Source organism: Bradyrhizobium sp. CB2312, from assembly GCF_029714425.1.
GTDB lineage: Bacteria > Pseudomonadota > Alphaproteobacteria > Rhizobiales > Xanthobacteraceae > Bradyrhizobium.
The window spans coordinates 3458880-3472603 of record NZ_CP121668.1 but is presented as its reverse complement, the minus strand read 5'-3'; the positions used below and the strand labels follow the sequence as shown (position 1 = coordinate 3472603).

Here is a 13724-nt window from a genome sequence, read left to right as displayed (position 1 = left end):
TTCGACTGCGCGTAATCCGGGTCTAGCTCGGGAGCTCGGCTGAACACCTTGCAAGCATCGATTTCGCGACGCCATCACCGGGAAAGTCCCGGAGGATGTACTGATAATGCCGGGCGGCCCTGTCCAATTCTCCTCGCTCAAAACAAGCTGAGGCTTCCGTCGTCCTTTCACAAAGCAGAACTGCCTGCTCGGTTGCCCGCAGTTCGGGATCGTCGCTGGTCCTGATACCCAGAAGCTCGTAGACCATGAACTCCCTATTGCGCCCCTTAACCCGAATCTTCGTGATCGGCCTTGCGACGATGTCAGGCCTGATCGCCTCGTAGATGCTGTCGCTGATGCAAATCGCCGTGCCAAACGTCTTATTGAGACCTTCCAACCTAGCGGCGACGTTTACCCCATCGCCCATAACCGTATAGCTCAAGCGCGCGGCTGAACCCACGTTCCCCACTAGGACATCCGCGCAATGAAGCCCGATGCGGAGATGCAATGGCGGTCGCCCCTGTCTGCCCCAGTCCGCGTTGAGCGCCTCCATGCGGCGGGTTGCACGGATCGCACCGCGGCAGCCGCGCAGCACTTGGTCTTCGCAGGGAACCGGGGCGCCCCAAAACGCCATGACCCCATCCCCGATGAACTTGTCCACCGTACCGGACTCCTCGGCAATGGCGTTCGAGACGCTTTCAAAATAGACCGAAAGCTGCGCGAGCAAATCATTCGGCGCCATCTGCTCCGCCAAGGTCGAAAAATCCTTCAGGTCGCTGAAGAACACCGTCATGAATTTAGGCTCGACGCCGAGGCCGAGTGGCGTTCCGGTCCTGATCAACAGCCTGACGACGTCCAGTGGAACGAACGACGAGAACGAACGGAGCGACGTTTCGAACAATGAAACGGCGGCTTGCAGCTCCTTGACTTCGTGGATGTAGGACGATGGCGGGGCCGCGTGGGAGAACGTCAGGTCCTCGACGGACCGCAGCTCCCGCGATACATATTCGATGGGCCGTGACAGCCATCTCGCGAACAGGTAGATCAATCCCAATTCGACGACCGTCAGGACAGCTATCAAAGCGATCATCTGCCGATTGGTGCGCTCGAGGATACCGACGAAATCGTCGGTTGGCGTCAGGGTGATCACCTCCCAGGGTTGGCGAAATGTTGCGGGAAAGCGCGTGAAGGATGCGCTTATCCTTTGCCGGTCTTGCGTCGACTGAAAGAAGAAGTCGTCGTTGCCGGTCGCGCTCCGCAGGCGATGCGCTTCGCGCAAATTGATGTCGTCGACAGTATCGACCTTCGTGAGTTCCAGGCGGCCGTTCTGTAGTCGAACGCCTTTCCTGGCATCCGGATAAGCGATGATCGTGCCGTCGGCCTCATTGGCAATGACCGTCGTGCTATGGGGACTGGCGCGGTGGCTGGTGAGAAACTCCGAAAGCACATTGAGGGTGAGATTGGCCGAAGCGGCGCCGATGAATTGGCCGCTCGCGATGATCGGCACTCTCAAGGTAATCACCGGATAGCCAGTATCTGGATTCGGCCACGGGCCTTCGACGACGAGTTCGCGGGTATTCTTCGCCGCCTGGTAGCCCGAGAGCGTCCTGATGTCCTCGATGGTCTCTATGTCGTAGGCGCCAACGATATGAGGCCAGGTATCGTAGAATGTCCGGTGGCGGTGCCGCCGGGGCGAGCCGGAGAACGGGTCGATATAGCTGGAATGCCAATTCGCCGAGGGTGGAATCTTTGCATCGGATCGCCTGCGGTCGTCGTCCATCCGGGTAACGACCCGATGAAAGCCGTCTTCGAAACTGACGAAGACCGCATCGATCTGCCGCGCAGAGATCAGCGACCGGTAGAGCAGTTCGCGGCTCTCTTCCTTGGTGAAGCGATCGGGATCTTCGGCGGCAAAGGCGGCTATGAGCGCAAGCGTCGCGGCGACTGGATCGATCAGGTTTCTTGCATCCTCGATGCTGGCGCCCTTGGTCTTGGCGACGACCTCGTTCAGCGTCACGTTGATCGCGGCAGAGTTGCGCTCGTAGCTATAGACCAGGATGAATATCAAGACAGGAATGCTGAGCAGGACGAACAATGCGGACATCGCCGCGCTCAGCCGCATCGTAACGAATTTCCGTGGGTTTCGGTGCTTGAATAGCATTCCCGGATCACCCCGATTTATGTCCGGGCCGGGCCGTCATTCGGCGGCCGCCGTCCCTTTCGCCGGCCGGCCATGCCGTCAGCGTTGCGGTCTTCTTGCGCGCAGGGACACCACCGATTTATGACGCCAAGGCACCGACTGTCGAAGTCTGAGGTCAGGGAACGTACCGCAATTGAAGAGCGGACAGGCCCAGTGTCACATTCAGCGCAACCGAGCCTTCTACCGAAACGGGCTGCAAGGCGATGCTGCGCTGAGATCCGCCGACCAGGACATTTGCACCGACGCCTGCTCCCAGGGCAATGTCGCCACTCGCGCCGACGTATTCGCCGGCCAATGCTCCGGCGGCAATTCCCGAGGTTGGAGCCAGCACGCCCCACGCCAGGCCACCTGTGCCAACCACGCCGACGTCGATGCCGACCGTGTTGAGCGCGCCGTCGTAAATCTGCGAGGGACCCGGCAGGGAAGGCGAAAATCTGCACTCCATCGACTGGTGACCGAAGATGATGAAACCGACGCTCGGGTTCAGCTTACAGCGCAGCATGCTGGATTGAGTCCAGTTTGATCCTGGCGCCTGTGCCCTGGCATCGGGCAGAATCGAGCTTGCGACCGCAAACGGGACGACCAGCAGCATCAACGGTGTCCACGCGACGCGTGGTGACATATACGCCTCCCTACTCAAGAACTGGAATCGTAGTTACGAAGGAATTGCATCTGTGGCTATGCAGAAACGGCGGGCTCCATCAGTCCTGGGTCGTCGGCAGCCCTACGGATCCGGACCGAATACGTCCTCATTGAGGTGCGCTCCGGCATCGTCGTCGTTCATGCTATTGATCATGTCCTGTTCGAGCGAGACGCCGCCCGGCGGGGCGGCAGCCGGCAACACCCCGAAGCTTGCGTATTTGTTCATCGCTGCGACGGTGCCAACATAGGCGCAGCCGCAGCCCGCTGGGTCGGCGTAGAAGTAATATGGACGACCTGCCTTTTCTCGCCGAAGGAACTGTTTCGCCGGAAAAGACCTCAAGCGGGTCATCGCTTCGGATGTGGTCGCGGCAACAGGATTGAAGCCCGCAGAAATCAACAGCTGGCCCGTCGTCTGCGCCTGGCTCGGGGGTGGAGTAGCGAGCGACACCACAGCGAGCGCGGCGACGCTTGCGATCACACTTGCCGGTCCAGGCGCTGTCGGACCTTCCGAATTCATCACCATCTTCCCTTCAAGCCGAGAAGCCGCCGCACGCTTTCGATCGTCGAAATAGGTCAGGCGGCCCTTTCAGGACCGCCTGACAGTTTCGGAGCGGCTGGCCTATTGGCAGAGATGCCGCATGCCGTCAGCCCCCTTGTAGTAGGTGCCGGGCTTGCAGATGATGCCGTTGCGGGCAGCGTAGGTATTCCAATTGCCGTGCCAGGCCATCTCGCCGGCGGAGTCACTCCAGCCCGCGACCGTCGCGCTGGCTGAAGCCGGCCGGCGATATGCCGTTCGCCGGTAGCCGGTGACGGGAGTGCTACCCGTTCCAAGACCCGTGCAGCTGCTGAATTTAGCCTGGCACACGTCAGGATTGGAGAGAGCCGCCTGAGCCTGAGCTCCAGAGCTGGACAGGGCGGTAGCGGAAATCACGATTGCGAGAACTTTTAGGTTTATCATGGCTTGCTCCTCGCTCCGGGACCGGTGGCACAAGATGCCACGTCCGGCGCAAGCCTATTGGTGTTTGCGATGCTGACTATGCGACTTCGGCAGACGAGAGGCGCGGTCATCAACACGCCAAGTCTGATTATACGGATTCAGCCAAGGCAGCGGACGAGCCCGTGCGTCCCCACACGCTTGCCGTTGCTCGCAGAGCTGGTTGGAGCGGGATTGATTTAGGTCAATGGCACTCTCCGACTTGGCGCCCAAGCAGGAGCTCGTCACAGTTGCCGTCTGTCGAAAGTTGAACGAAGCATCTTTCCAGGTTGGCTCCGGTGGCCGCGCGTCGGGGGGCTCGATATGGTTGCAGTACGGACGCCTTCCTGGACATGGATCTGGCCGGCAGCGGGCCCGGCTGTCATCCTGACCAAGCAATTTGTCTCAGGCGGCGGCTTCGTCGCCGGAGCCGCCGCGATCACGCTCATGGGAGCTGTTTTTGCCGCCGTCTATCACGCGGAGGTGATAGCGCACCGCATTGGCGAGCCGTTTGGCACACTCGTTCTGGCGCTGGCAGTCACAACCATCGAGACTGCCCTGATCGTATCGATGATGCTGGGGGCGCCGGCCGAGCAGGCTGCGCTGGCGCGCGATACCGTGTTCGCGGCGGTCATGATCGTGTGCAATGGCATCGTCGGTGCCTGTCTGCTGGCGGGCGGCACCCGCTTTGGCGAGCAGGGATTCCAGATCCAGGGAGCCAGTTCGGCGCTGGCGGTGCTCGCGGTTCTCACGAGCATGACGCTCGTGTTCCCGAACTTTACCGGAGGGGACCCGTATTACAGTCCGTCCCAGCTTGCCTTTGCTGCTTTCGTTTCGCTGGTGCTCTACGGCTCCTTCGTCTTCATCCAAACGGTCCGTCACCGCGACTATTTTCTGCCGGAAGGGAAGGAAGACGAGCATATAGCCATTCCAACCACGACCGCGGCAATGAGTGCCGTGCTTCTCCTTGTTTCACTGGTTGTCATCGTGGCCTTGGCGAAAGTTCTCACGCCGGCCGTGGAAGCCGGCGTCACCTATCTGCATGCTCCGAAAGCCGTGGTCGGGATCATCATTGCGGCCCTCGTCCTGCTCCCGGAATCCCTGGCCGCCGTCAGGGCGGCTCGGAAGAACCTGTTGCAGACAAGCCTCAACCTGGCTCTGGGATCAGCTCTGGCAACCATTGGCCTGACGATCCCAGCCGTTGCAACGGTATCGCTCCTGCTCAACCAACCGCTTGAACTGGGCCTGGAGCTCAAGGACCGCGACATGCTGGCGCTGACGATCGTTCTCAGCGTGATTACGTTGGGAACGGGCCGGACCACAGTGCTGCAGGGGGTCGTGCACCTGGTCCTCTTTGCGGCCTTTTTGTTCTTTGCGTTTGTACCATGATGCGGGCTACCCCTGGAGCGCGGAGTGCGTCGCCGCCCGTCAGGCAAGTCCATGCGCAAACAGTGCCGCTATCGAGCGCGTGCCGACGAGTCCACGGTTGAAAATTCCGTCGGCTAGAGGCGCGACCACCTTGTCTATCTGGCCCCGGCGTCGCCTTCGATGCCGAGAATCGCGATCTTCGCCCTCCGGATTTCGGTGGGAAAGGCCGGGGATATGTAGCCCATCGCCACCGCAATTCGCTGCTTGCCGTCCAGCGCATAAGTGATCACGCCGCCGGCGATTGCGCCGCCAATCTTCTGGCCCACAGCTTTTGGCCGGTCGCCGCGTCAATCGCATGGAAATTGCCGCCGGTGTCGCCGAAGAACACGAGGCCTCCAGCGGTTGGCGTCACGCCGCTCAGGATCGGGTAATTCGACTTCAGCCGCCACTTCCGATTCAGTGGTCGGCGAGCGAGGCGACACCTTGTCGGGCGGCCAGCGACAGCGCATCGGCATCGCTCGCGCCGTCGTCCGCAACAGTTCGATCATGATCCTCGATGAGCCGACGGCCGCACTCGACACCAAATCCGAGCTGCTAGTCATCGAAGCGCTTCGCCGGCTCATGCAGGGACGCACGGTGATCATGATCGCGCATCGGCTCAGCACCATCGCCGGTGCGGACAAGATCGTCGTGCTGAAGGATGGAGTCGTGGCTGAGGAAGGGACGAATGATGAGTTGCTCGCTCTCGGCGGTGTCTATTCCGAGCTCCACCGGATCCAGTATGACACCTCGCAAGAGGCATCGGTAAAAGCCGTATAGCGGTTGCAACCCTTCGGGATGGAGTTGAGAGATGTCGCACAAGCTGATCGTGCTCCCCGACGATACCATCGACTCTATTCGCGATCCGATCAATTCGGCCAAGCGCTCGCTCAACATCCGGATGTTCCTGTTTACCGACCCCACCTTGCTGAAGGCGGTGATCGCCGCTCAGCAACTTGGGTTCGCGTGCGCGTCATGCTCAACCCGGCCCGCCGAGACGGCCAGAGCGAAAACGAAAAGGCGCGCCAACTGCTGACTGACAGCGGCGTCGAAGTTCGGGACAGCAGCGCTGATTTTGCGCTCACCCACCAAAAGTCGATGGTCATCGACGACGAATTTGGCTTCGTCGAATCGCTGAACTGGGAAACACGCGATCTCACGGAAACGCGGGATTACGCGGTCGTAACCACCAAGAGGAGCGAAATTGATGAGATGGTCCGTTGCTTCGATGCCGACTGGGCGCACAAGAAATTCCATCCCGAAGCGGAATCGGAGCTGATCTGGTGCCCGAACAACGGGCGTGAGCGGATCGCGGAATTTGTCGCCTCCGCCAAGGAGACGCTTCTGATTCAGAATGAACGATATCAGGATACAGTCATCATCGAGCGTTTGGTACGCGCCGTCAACCGCGGTGTAAAAGTTCACATCATGGCGCGGCCGGCCCAAACAAAAGCAAGCTCGTCGAAGGAATCGGCGGCCTCCGGATCATGCAGGACGTGGGAGCGAAAATTCACACGCTGAGACATTTGAAGCTGCACGGGAAGATGCTGCTCGCGGATGAACGGCGCGCGGTGGTCGGATCAATCAACCTCACTCCCGGCAGCTTTGACGCGCGGCGGGAACTGGCCGTCGAGACCGATGCCAGGCATGTCATCGAACGGCTCGTGGAAACCGCGCGGCACGATTGGAAGCACTCGCGCGAACTCGACCTTTCCGATGAAGGTATCCGCCAAGACCTTGAAAGGCACGGCACGGAAGGTGCGGATTTGTTCGCCCTTGGACCGTCGCAAAAGCACGGCAGGTGATGGCTGACCGGGTTCGGCCGTGTTCGCGCGATCTACAAGGCCGGTCCGCCATCATTGCAGGGTCATCGCTGTCTCGGACAGGTATGATGGCCGCCTTAGGTCGGCCGGATTGTGTTCGGCCGAGCGGCGCAACGTGTCAGACGGCGATTCCCCGAACAGCGTCCTGTAGGCTACCGAGAACCGGCCAAGCTCCCAGAAGCCATGATCGGTGACAACGCGAGTGACGCTGGCCTTCGAAGGTTCGGTGCACAGAAGTGCTCGCCTGGCGAGGTGCATTCGTCGCAACGTGAGATAGCGAATAGGCCCCATTCCAAAATATTGTTCACAGGATGCGCGCAAGGTTCGTTCCGGCACCCCGACGGCCGCGCAGAGCTCGGCCAGGTACAGCGGCCGATCCGCATTGGACGCCAGGAATTGCTCAAAGCGACGCATGATTACGCAATGTCGGCCGTCGCCCGCGTTATTCCTGGCGACGGAATTATCGGCTAGGCATCGCACCATCGCATGGACCAGTTTCTCCTCCAGCGCCCGGCGTACTTCCGTTCGACCGAGAAGCCCCGGCAGGTCCTGTGCGATATTACCGACGGTTTTGTGCAACGCGCGGAGACGCGCCATTGACGCCTGCACAGGCCGGATAACCCGCCGCCCCGGTGGCTGCGGGAGTTCTTCACCGACGATGATCGCGTACAGCCTGGAAAGATCCTTGCTTGCAAGGGACATCGTTCCAAACCGCAGAGCCGTCGCCGAACGCTGATGAACGAGATCGTGACCAAATATAACTATCTCGCCGGACTCTAATCGATTTCCGCAGTGCCTCAGCTCGACCTGGGCCTCGTCCGTCAGAAATCCAATCGCCGTTCTTCCGGCCTTCACGCCGATCGCGGTGATCTGCGGCAAGGTCACGTCGAATCGCTGCATCCACGCGGTATCCATACCGATTTGCGTGATTCCGGTATGGAAACGGCCTCTCGCAGTCGGGAGTATCTCGACGTCTGCGCCCTGAATTGCCTGTTGGCACAGGAAGGGATCCGTAAATTCGAGGTTTCTATTCCAAGGCACGACGATCCCCCGATCGCATTTTAGGCTACCAAGATGGCATGGTTGGAATTCAACCTGTACTGCACATAGAGGCAGGTGTACCGGCTCGCTCCGCAACTATTGCAAGGTCTATCGTCGCCACCATGCGGCGCACTCCGCGTCAACTGCCGGTCGCTCGCCTAATAGTCTCGGCAAGGAGCCGCGCTTCAAACGGTTTGCGTAAAAATCCGGAACATCCGGCGTCACGGGCCTCCCGACACGCAGCCTCGCCATCGAGCCCCGTTACGAAGATGACCGGCAGATTCGGATGGGAGCCCTTCAGTTCACGTCGGAAATCGATCCCCGACATCGATCCGAGTTGAATGTCGAGAAGGAGGCAATCGATCGAGGCTGCACCATTGTTTCTCCGGAAGTCATCCGCGGAGGCAAATAGAATGACATCGAACTCGAGCGCCGTGAGCAGGACGCCAGCCGCATTGAGCGCGCTGGGATCGTCATCGAGCACTCCGACGATTTTCTTGATGACGGGGGCCACGCATTCAACCTGGCCGGAGGTCGGGGCAGTTCCACAGCCAGTAGCGTGTCAGGCCTTGGCCGCGGATGAAAGCTGCCCATAGGGGAAGGATGGGATTGCACGAAGACGGCCTCCTCGCTCGCGAACTTTAGCCGCCGGACAGCAGCCCCAGCCGCTCCGCTATCGCGGCGAGTTCCGCGAGCGATCGGACCTGCAGTTTGCGAACGACCTCGTGGCGGTGAAGCTTGACCGTCCGCTCCGAGATGCCAAGCAGATGGGATATCTGCTTGTGCGGCAAGCCGCGAACCAGTTGGTCAAACACCTGACGCTCCCGCGGAGTCAGGGTCTGGAGACGCGCAGTCAGGGCCGCCTTTTCGCCCTGGAGACCGCGCAGCGCTTCGACCCGGGCAAGGGCGCGCTCGATCGCCTCCAACAAACGCGGCTGCGAAATCGGCTTGGTCAGGAAGTCTTCAGCACCAGCCTTGATCGTTTGCACCGTGATGGGAATATCGCCGTGCCCGCTGATGAAAACGATCGGGAGGCTGCAGTTGCGGTCGGCGAGAACTTGCTGCAGCTCAAAGCCGCTCAACCCGGGCATTTGCAGGTCGAGCAGGATGCAGCCTGCTTCGTCCTGGAGGGGATGATTAAGCAGCTGCTGAGCCGTCTCACACAGTATCACGCGATAGCCGCAAGCGGTCAGCAGCTCGCCGAGCCCCGAACGGAACGACTGGTCATCGTCGACAACGTACACGGACGGTGGGGATTTCATGATTCAGGACTTGCTGGAAAGGGGCAGGTTGAAGCGGAACTCAGCGCCACCGCCGGAGTGATTTTCGGCCCATATCCTGCCTCCATAACTTTCGACGATTGTGCGCGCGACGGTCAAACCGAGTCCGGTGCCATGGCGCTTCGTGGTGTAAAATGTTTCGAAAACCGTATTCAGCTTGTCAGCGGGAATCCCCCTTCCTGAGTCGACGACGGACAACTCGGCTGCGCCATCATTGCTTCGCGCCGTCGAGATCGACAGCCCTGCAACAGCCGCCGGAGTCTCTCGCATGGCATCGATGGCATTCAATGCCAGGTTGATGATCGCCTGCTGGACTTGAATCCGATCTCCGCGGACCGTAAGCGGACCGCCCGCGAGAACCAAATCGAGCTTCAGCCCGGACTTCGTTGATTCCGGCCGAACGATCTCGACGACATCCCTTACAACTTCATTCAGGTCGAACTCTTCGACCTCGCTGCTGCTTCTGCCCTTCACCAGTTCACGGATATGACGAATGATATCCGCTGCGCGCTGGTCGTCCCGGATGATCTGCTCGATGATCGGCCCGATCTTTTCCAGGTTCGGCGGATCAGCTTTCAGATAAAGAGCGGCAGCTTCCGCGTAGCTGCGAATGGCCCCCAGCGGCTGGTTGAGCTCGTGGGCGACGGAAGCCGACAATGCGCCGGCGGCGGCCGTGCGGTTCAAATGGATGACCTGCAGCAGCCGCTGGCGCAATTCCCATTCCGCCGCCAACCTACGTCGACGCTCGATGACCAGCCAGGCGATCACGCCGGCTTCCAGCAGAAGCAGCGTAAGGGTCGCCAGGATTGCCCAGCGATATTGCTCCCACAGAGTGAACTCCCGAAAGCGTATTTCAGCATCGGCGGGTACGGCTGACTCGCTGAGTTGCCAATGCTTGAGTTCCCGGGCATCGATCCTGTTTTTGTGCTCGCCGAAGTTGAGCCGCGGCAGCTCAGAGATTTGCTTGCCCGCCAGCAATTGCAACGTGATAGCTGCCGCGGTTTTGCCTTGCGTTCGCCAGTCGTCGCTGTACCCCCCAACGATGCCCGTGCCGATCGAACTCGGCAAGGGCGAGTAAATAGGCGCAGTCGTGACTCCGGCCAGATCGGTAGCAACCTCCAGCGTGGGGCGAGAATTGCCGTCGCCATCGAGTATGAAGACCGAGAGGATGACAATCGTATCTTTTGGAAGCTGTGCGATCTCGTTCAGCAATTGCTGATAGCCGATCTCCGAGATGTATCGAGTCGAATACATGTCGGCGTATGGCTCAAGTTGGCGGCGCGCGTCGTCAAGCCATTGCTTGGCGTACTGGCCTGCCCCTCCCACAACGACGAGATTTCGTGCGTTGGGCTGAAGCCGCTGCGCCAGCTTCAGTGTCTCCAGAAAATTGTACTGGGAGCCGACATAAATGGAGTTGGGCAGTTGATCCTTATCAGGCACCTCCGTCAGCGGGGCATTAGCCACAATGATGGGTACGTTCGGCCCAACGACTTGCTTGTTCTTCAGGAGAAAAGGTATCGCAGCCCGTCCCAGCGTCAGGACGACGTCGGGCGGAGCTTGCGAGTACTTTTGGGTCAGATATCGGATCGAGAGGTCGAGGTGTTCCTGACCTGGAAGTCGCCCCAGTTCCAGATAATCAACGAACACATCGACAGAGTCTCCCGCTCCTTCGCGGAGACGTTCTCGAAATGCCTCGATGGTCTGAGCGGTTGCTGACACCCATGGAGATTGGCTTTCGAGGATGTATACACGTTGACGACCGTGAGCGGCCTGAGTGTCAAAACAGGCGCTAGTTACGAGCAGGAGTCCCAACACCTGCAAAAGGGCTCGACCCATTTGCCACAACTTTAAGGTGTATAATTTGCCGACTCGGTCAGCGGCCCCTTCCTCCCGACTCGGAAAACGCATGAGTTCAGCTTTGAATGGCAAAGCCGGGTAGTGAGACCCGGAAAACATAAATCGGTTTCCGAAGTTTGTGCGGTGGATCGGGGGCGATGTTGATTTATATCAATGGCGTGGTGGCATATGGCGCACCAAGTACGTCCAAATCGCAAAGCAAAACATCAACTTACCCGAGTGGTGCAACGGTCTCGGCGATCGCCTGGGGGTCTTGTATCCCCGCCGGCTCGATCTCCAGGGCTATGGACCGAGCGCCTTGCTGACGCCGTGCCAGATCTGGTCTTTGAGGGCGATTAGCGGTGGCGGCGGCAGGGTCACTGGTTGGGCCTCCTGCCTTGCGCCATCATGCACCAGCGTGGCGACGTCGATCTGTGTAGTAGGGATCGCCCTCGCCATTTCGGCCGAACAACGTCGGCCCCGTGCGGATATCTGGAAGACATTTTGAACCATGCCTGCCTCGCGCAGATCTCGCATCAGGAGATCGCGTTCGGCATCGATATAAGGGGCGATGTGATGCATGATCTGTCCGGTGTCACGACTGAATCCCACCCCTCGGTCGAAGGTGAGTGACCCGAGCCACACCGGACGGCCGTCCGTTTTCTTCTCGAGCACGAGCCAGAACCGGACATGATGCCGCCGGTCCGCACTGCGACCGTCGGGCTTTTCGAACGCAAGCTGAGCGGGCTGACCGGCGCATCGTGATACGGCCGGTCGAGTATGACGCTGCCGACGATTTCGACGCTCGTGTGATCGGATCGGCCGGAAACCAGCCTGCCGCGTGCATGGCTGTCAAGACGTCTTCCCTGGTACCGACCGGTCCGACGTTGAGGGCATCACCGGGGACTCCACTGGGGTGCGCGTCACCATGGGCAACGAAGCCAGACCAGGCTCGTGCTCATGATGCTTCCAGAGAGCGGGCAACAAGATATAGGCCGATCAGATAGGGCGGTGACGACTGTCGCGACTCCGATCAGCGCCTGCCGTTTGCTCATCATCCGTGCCCGCACCATGCTTCACCTTGTTTGCAGGCAGCGTGCGGCCCCCTCCGTCAAACCGGCTGAGGTCGAGCCGCGAGGAAGTGAGTGACCCTCGGTTCTGCCTCCGCTCCGAAGTCGCGAATGGCATCTTGGACGATCCTGTCGGGGTTGGTAACACGCCCATGCTGCCGGAGATGCTCGAGCCAGGAGACCACCATGAACGTCTCGAGGAAACGGCCGGTCTCGGCTGCATCCTCGAAGATCTCCCAGGAGTAGGCTCCGTCACGGCGGCGTTGTTGCCCCAGCTCCTGGACGGCGATCAGGAACGCATCGCGCTTCAGGGTGTCGATGCGGTATTCGACCGTGATCAGCACAGGGCCACGGTCGGGCTCGGTTTCAACCGCCACGACCGGCGCCGGCCAGTGCAGGGACGGTGCGAGATCCACCCCTCCGCCGGACTGAAGCTTCCAGCTCCAGGTCACCAATATGCCGGCGACGGCGCCAGCCGCGGCGATGAAGTGCGCTGCCGGCAGGCCGAGTGCTGACGCAGTTGTCCCCATAGGGCGCTGCCGGCGGTCATCGCGCCGAAGAACACGGTGACGAACATGGCCAAGCCGCGACCGCGGACCCCATCAGGCAGCGATACTTGGATCGAAACATTGAGAGTCGCGAGTACGGAGATCCATGAGAGGCCGGCGATGAAGCACGCAAGAAAGGCGAACGCGGACTGATGGGCCCGACCGAGCAAGATCAGGCTCGCTGCCGTACCCAAGGTGCCTGCCATGACCAATCGGTCGGGCCCGAAGACAGCCTTCAGTTTCGGCAGCGAGAATGCGCCTGCGATCGCGCCCAGGCCTTATGCTCGAAAACGGGCCAGTAGCGTTCGGAAAATTTCCGATCGAAGCCGCTGTTGTGCGCGATGACCACGACCACCGAATCGTCGACGAAGGCGTTCACAGCGGCCTCGTCGATCTTGTGCCCAGCCACCATTTCGTCGGTGATGCCGGTGATCGACGTCACCTCCGCGGCGATTGGCGCGGACGGCTCATTGAAGGCGGAGAACGTGTCTTTGACGCAGACGATCCGCCCCTCCCCCGTGTAGTCGAACTTGACCATCCCGAGCTCGATGATCTCGTCCTTGGCGTGGTCGAGGCCCGTCGTCTCGGTGTCTAGCAGGATGCCCGTCCTGCAATCCTGCCCGATTGTCGGCTGGGACGCCGGCGCGGCACCAGGCGCCGCAGCACCCGGTAGTCCGCCGACCGGCTCAAGGCGTCGGCCATCGCGGCTAAATTCATCGGGGTTTGTAACATCGGGACTCGGAGCCCTTGCGATACGCTCGATCCGGTGTCGCATAATATTGCTCGGCGAGGTACCTGAGAATCGAGCGATTCACGGCGTTTTCGAGGGATGTAGTCCGGTTCGGTCATGTTGCGGGATGCTGATCGTAAACCGTTTCAAGTACGTCGTAGGCACGGCGAAGTTCGGCACACGTGGGCGACTGCC

Annotated in this window: 14 protein-coding genes and 3 pseudogenes; 5 read left to right on the top strand and 12 right to left on the bottom strand. The window is 60.4% G+C overall.

Features of this window, described 5'->3' with window-relative positions; all coding sequences use genetic code 11:
• Positions 1 to 22: 22 nt before the first annotated feature.
• The 4 genes from QA642_RS16790 to QA642_RS16775 form a co-directional block, all read right to left on the bottom strand.
• Positions 23 to 2101, bottom strand: coding sequence for an adenylate/guanylate cyclase domain-containing protein (locus tag QA642_RS16790; protein WP_283085623.1), 2079 nt, complete (start codon positions 2099 to 2101; stop codon positions 23 to 25).
• A 193-nt stretch (positions 2102 to 2294) separates the two neighbouring features.
• Positions 2295 to 2771 carry a DUF992 domain-containing protein gene (locus QA642_RS16785; RefSeq protein ID WP_283085622.1) on the bottom strand — a complete coding sequence of 159 codons (477 nt, stop codon included), beginning with the start codon at positions 2769 to 2771 and terminating at the stop codon, positions 2295 to 2297.
• A 132-nt stretch (positions 2772 to 2903) separates the two neighbouring features.
• Complete coding sequence (locus QA642_RS16780) at positions 2904 to 3344, bottom strand: hypothetical protein (RefSeq protein ID WP_283085621.1); 441 nt, start codon at positions 3342 to 3344, stop codon at positions 2904 to 2906.
• Between the two features lie 96 nt (positions 3345 to 3440).
• Complete coding sequence (locus tag QA642_RS16775; protein ID WP_283085620.1) at positions 3441 to 3779, bottom strand: hypothetical protein; 339 nt, start codon at positions 3777 to 3779, stop codon at positions 3441 to 3443.
• Between the two features lie 339 nt (positions 3780 to 4118).
• On the opposite strand from QA642_RS16775, the gene QA642_RS16770 reads away from it, so the two are divergent.
• On the top strand, positions 4119 to 5183 hold the full coding sequence (locus tag QA642_RS16770) for an ionic transporter y4hA (RefSeq protein ID WP_283085619.1): 1065 nt from the start codon (positions 4119 to 4121) through the stop codon (positions 5181 to 5183).
• Positions 5184 to 5317: 134 nt separating this feature from the next.
• Here QA642_RS16770 and QA642_RS16765 read toward each other — a convergent pair whose 3' ends face one another.
• The gene (locus QA642_RS16765; RefSeq protein WP_283085618.1) at positions 5318 to 5488 is read right to left on the bottom strand and encodes a hypothetical protein; all 171 of its coding nucleotides are present in this window, start codon (positions 5486 to 5488) and stop codon (positions 5318 to 5320) included.
• A 157-nt stretch (positions 5489 to 5645) separates the two neighbouring features.
• On the opposite strand from QA642_RS16765, the gene QA642_RS16760 reads away from it, so the two are divergent.
• From QA642_RS16760 to QA642_RS16745, 4 genes are read left to right on the top strand one after another with little or no spacing between them, the layout of a single operon-like run.
• Positions 5646 to 5981 carry an ATP-binding cassette domain-containing protein gene (locus tag QA642_RS16760; protein ID WP_283085617.1) on the top strand — a complete coding sequence of 112 codons (336 nt, stop codon included), beginning with the start codon at positions 5646 to 5648 and terminating at the stop codon, positions 5979 to 5981.
• Between the two features lie 31 nt (positions 5982 to 6012).
• Positions 6013 to 6237 (top strand): hypothetical protein, encoded by a 225-nt coding sequence (locus QA642_RS16755; protein WP_283085616.1) that lies wholly within the window; start codon positions 6013 to 6015, stop codon positions 6235 to 6237.
• Positions 6177 to 6722, top strand: coding sequence for a phospholipase D-like domain-containing protein (locus tag QA642_RS16750; RefSeq protein ID WP_283085615.1), 546 nt, complete (start codon positions 6177 to 6179; stop codon positions 6720 to 6722). Before QA642_RS16755 ends, QA642_RS16750 begins: the two co-directional genes overlap by 61 nt.
• Positions 6689 to 7006, top strand: a complete 318-nt coding sequence (locus QA642_RS16745) for a phospholipase D-like domain-containing protein (protein ID WP_283085614.1) — start codon at positions 6689 to 6691, stop codon at positions 7004 to 7006. Before QA642_RS16750 ends, QA642_RS16745 begins: the two co-directional genes overlap by 34 nt.
• A 51-nt stretch (positions 7007 to 7057) precedes the next feature.
• On the opposite strand, the gene QA642_RS16740 is transcribed toward QA642_RS16745, so the two are convergent.
• The 7 genes and pseudogenes from QA642_RS16740 to QA642_RS16710 form a co-directional block, all read right to left on the bottom strand.
• On the bottom strand, positions 7058 to 7924 hold the full coding sequence (locus QA642_RS16740; RefSeq protein ID WP_283085613.1) for a helix-turn-helix domain-containing protein: 867 nt from the start codon (positions 7922 to 7924) through the stop codon (positions 7058 to 7060).
• A 280-nt stretch (positions 7925 to 8204) separates the two neighbouring features.
• Positions 8205 to 8579 (bottom strand): response regulator, encoded by a 375-nt coding sequence (locus QA642_RS16735; protein ID WP_283085612.1) that lies wholly within the window; start codon positions 8577 to 8579, stop codon positions 8205 to 8207.
• A 127-nt stretch (positions 8580 to 8706) separates the two neighbouring features.
• Positions 8707 to 9327 carry a response regulator gene (locus QA642_RS16730; RefSeq protein ID WP_283085611.1) on the bottom strand — a complete coding sequence of 207 codons (621 nt, stop codon included), beginning with the start codon at positions 9325 to 9327 and terminating at the stop codon, positions 8707 to 8709.
• Positions 9328 to 9330: 3 nt separating this feature from the next.
• On the bottom strand, positions 9331 to 10992 hold the full coding sequence (locus tag QA642_RS16725; RefSeq protein ID WP_283085610.1) for an ATP-binding protein: 1662 nt from the start codon (positions 10990 to 10992) through the stop codon (positions 9331 to 9333).
• 492 nt (positions 10993 to 11484) lie between these two features.
• Positions 11485 to 12037 (bottom strand): annotated as a pseudogene (locus QA642_RS16720) (LssY C-terminal domain-containing protein).
• A gap of 255 nt (positions 12038 to 12292) precedes the next feature.
• Positions 12293 to 13038, bottom strand: a pseudogene (locus QA642_RS16715) (MFS transporter).
• A gap of 32 nt (positions 13039 to 13070) precedes the next feature.
• Positions 13071 to 13531, bottom strand: a pseudogene (locus QA642_RS16710) (exonuclease domain-containing protein); the annotation flags it as partial.
• Positions 13532 to 13724: the final 193 nt, after the last annotated feature.

Excerpts from the sequence above, each read along its gene's own strand:
- QA642_RS16790 (WP_283085623.1), bottom strand. The coding sequence starts at position 2,101 with ATGCGGCTGAGCGCGGCGATGTCCGCATTGTTCGTCCTGCTCAGCATT.
- QA642_RS16785 (WP_283085622.1), bottom strand. The coding sequence starts at position 2,771 with ATGCTGCTGGTCGTCCCGTTTGCGGTCGCAAGCTCGATTCTGCCCGAT.
- QA642_RS16780 (WP_283085621.1), bottom strand. The coding sequence starts at position 3,344 with ATGGTGATGAATTCGGAAGGTCCGACAGCGCCTGGACCGGCAAGTGTG.
- QA642_RS16775 (WP_283085620.1), bottom strand. The coding sequence starts at position 3,779 with ATGATAAACCTAAAAGTTCTCGCAATCGTGATTTCCGCTACCGCCCTG.
- QA642_RS16770 (WP_283085619.1), top strand. The coding sequence starts at position 4,119 with ATGGTTGCAGTACGGACGCCTTCCTGGACATGGATCTGGCCGGCAGCG.
- QA642_RS16755 (WP_283085616.1), top strand. The coding sequence starts at position 6,013 with ATGTCGCACAAGCTGATCGTGCTCCCCGACGATACCATCGACTCTATT.
- QA642_RS16750 (WP_283085615.1), top strand. The coding sequence starts at position 6,177 with ATGCTCAACCCGGCCCGCCGAGACGGCCAGAGCGAAAACGAAAAGGCG.
- QA642_RS16745 (WP_283085614.1), top strand. The coding sequence starts at position 6,689 with ATGCAGGACGTGGGAGCGAAAATTCACACGCTGAGACATTTGAAGCTG.
- QA642_RS16740 (WP_283085613.1), bottom strand. The coding sequence starts at position 7,924 with ATGCAGCGATTCGACGTGACCTTGCCGCAGATCACCGCGATCGGCGTG.
- QA642_RS16730 (WP_283085611.1), bottom strand. The coding sequence starts at position 9,327 with ATGAAATCCCCACCGTCCGTGTACGTTGTCGACGATGACCAGTCGTTC.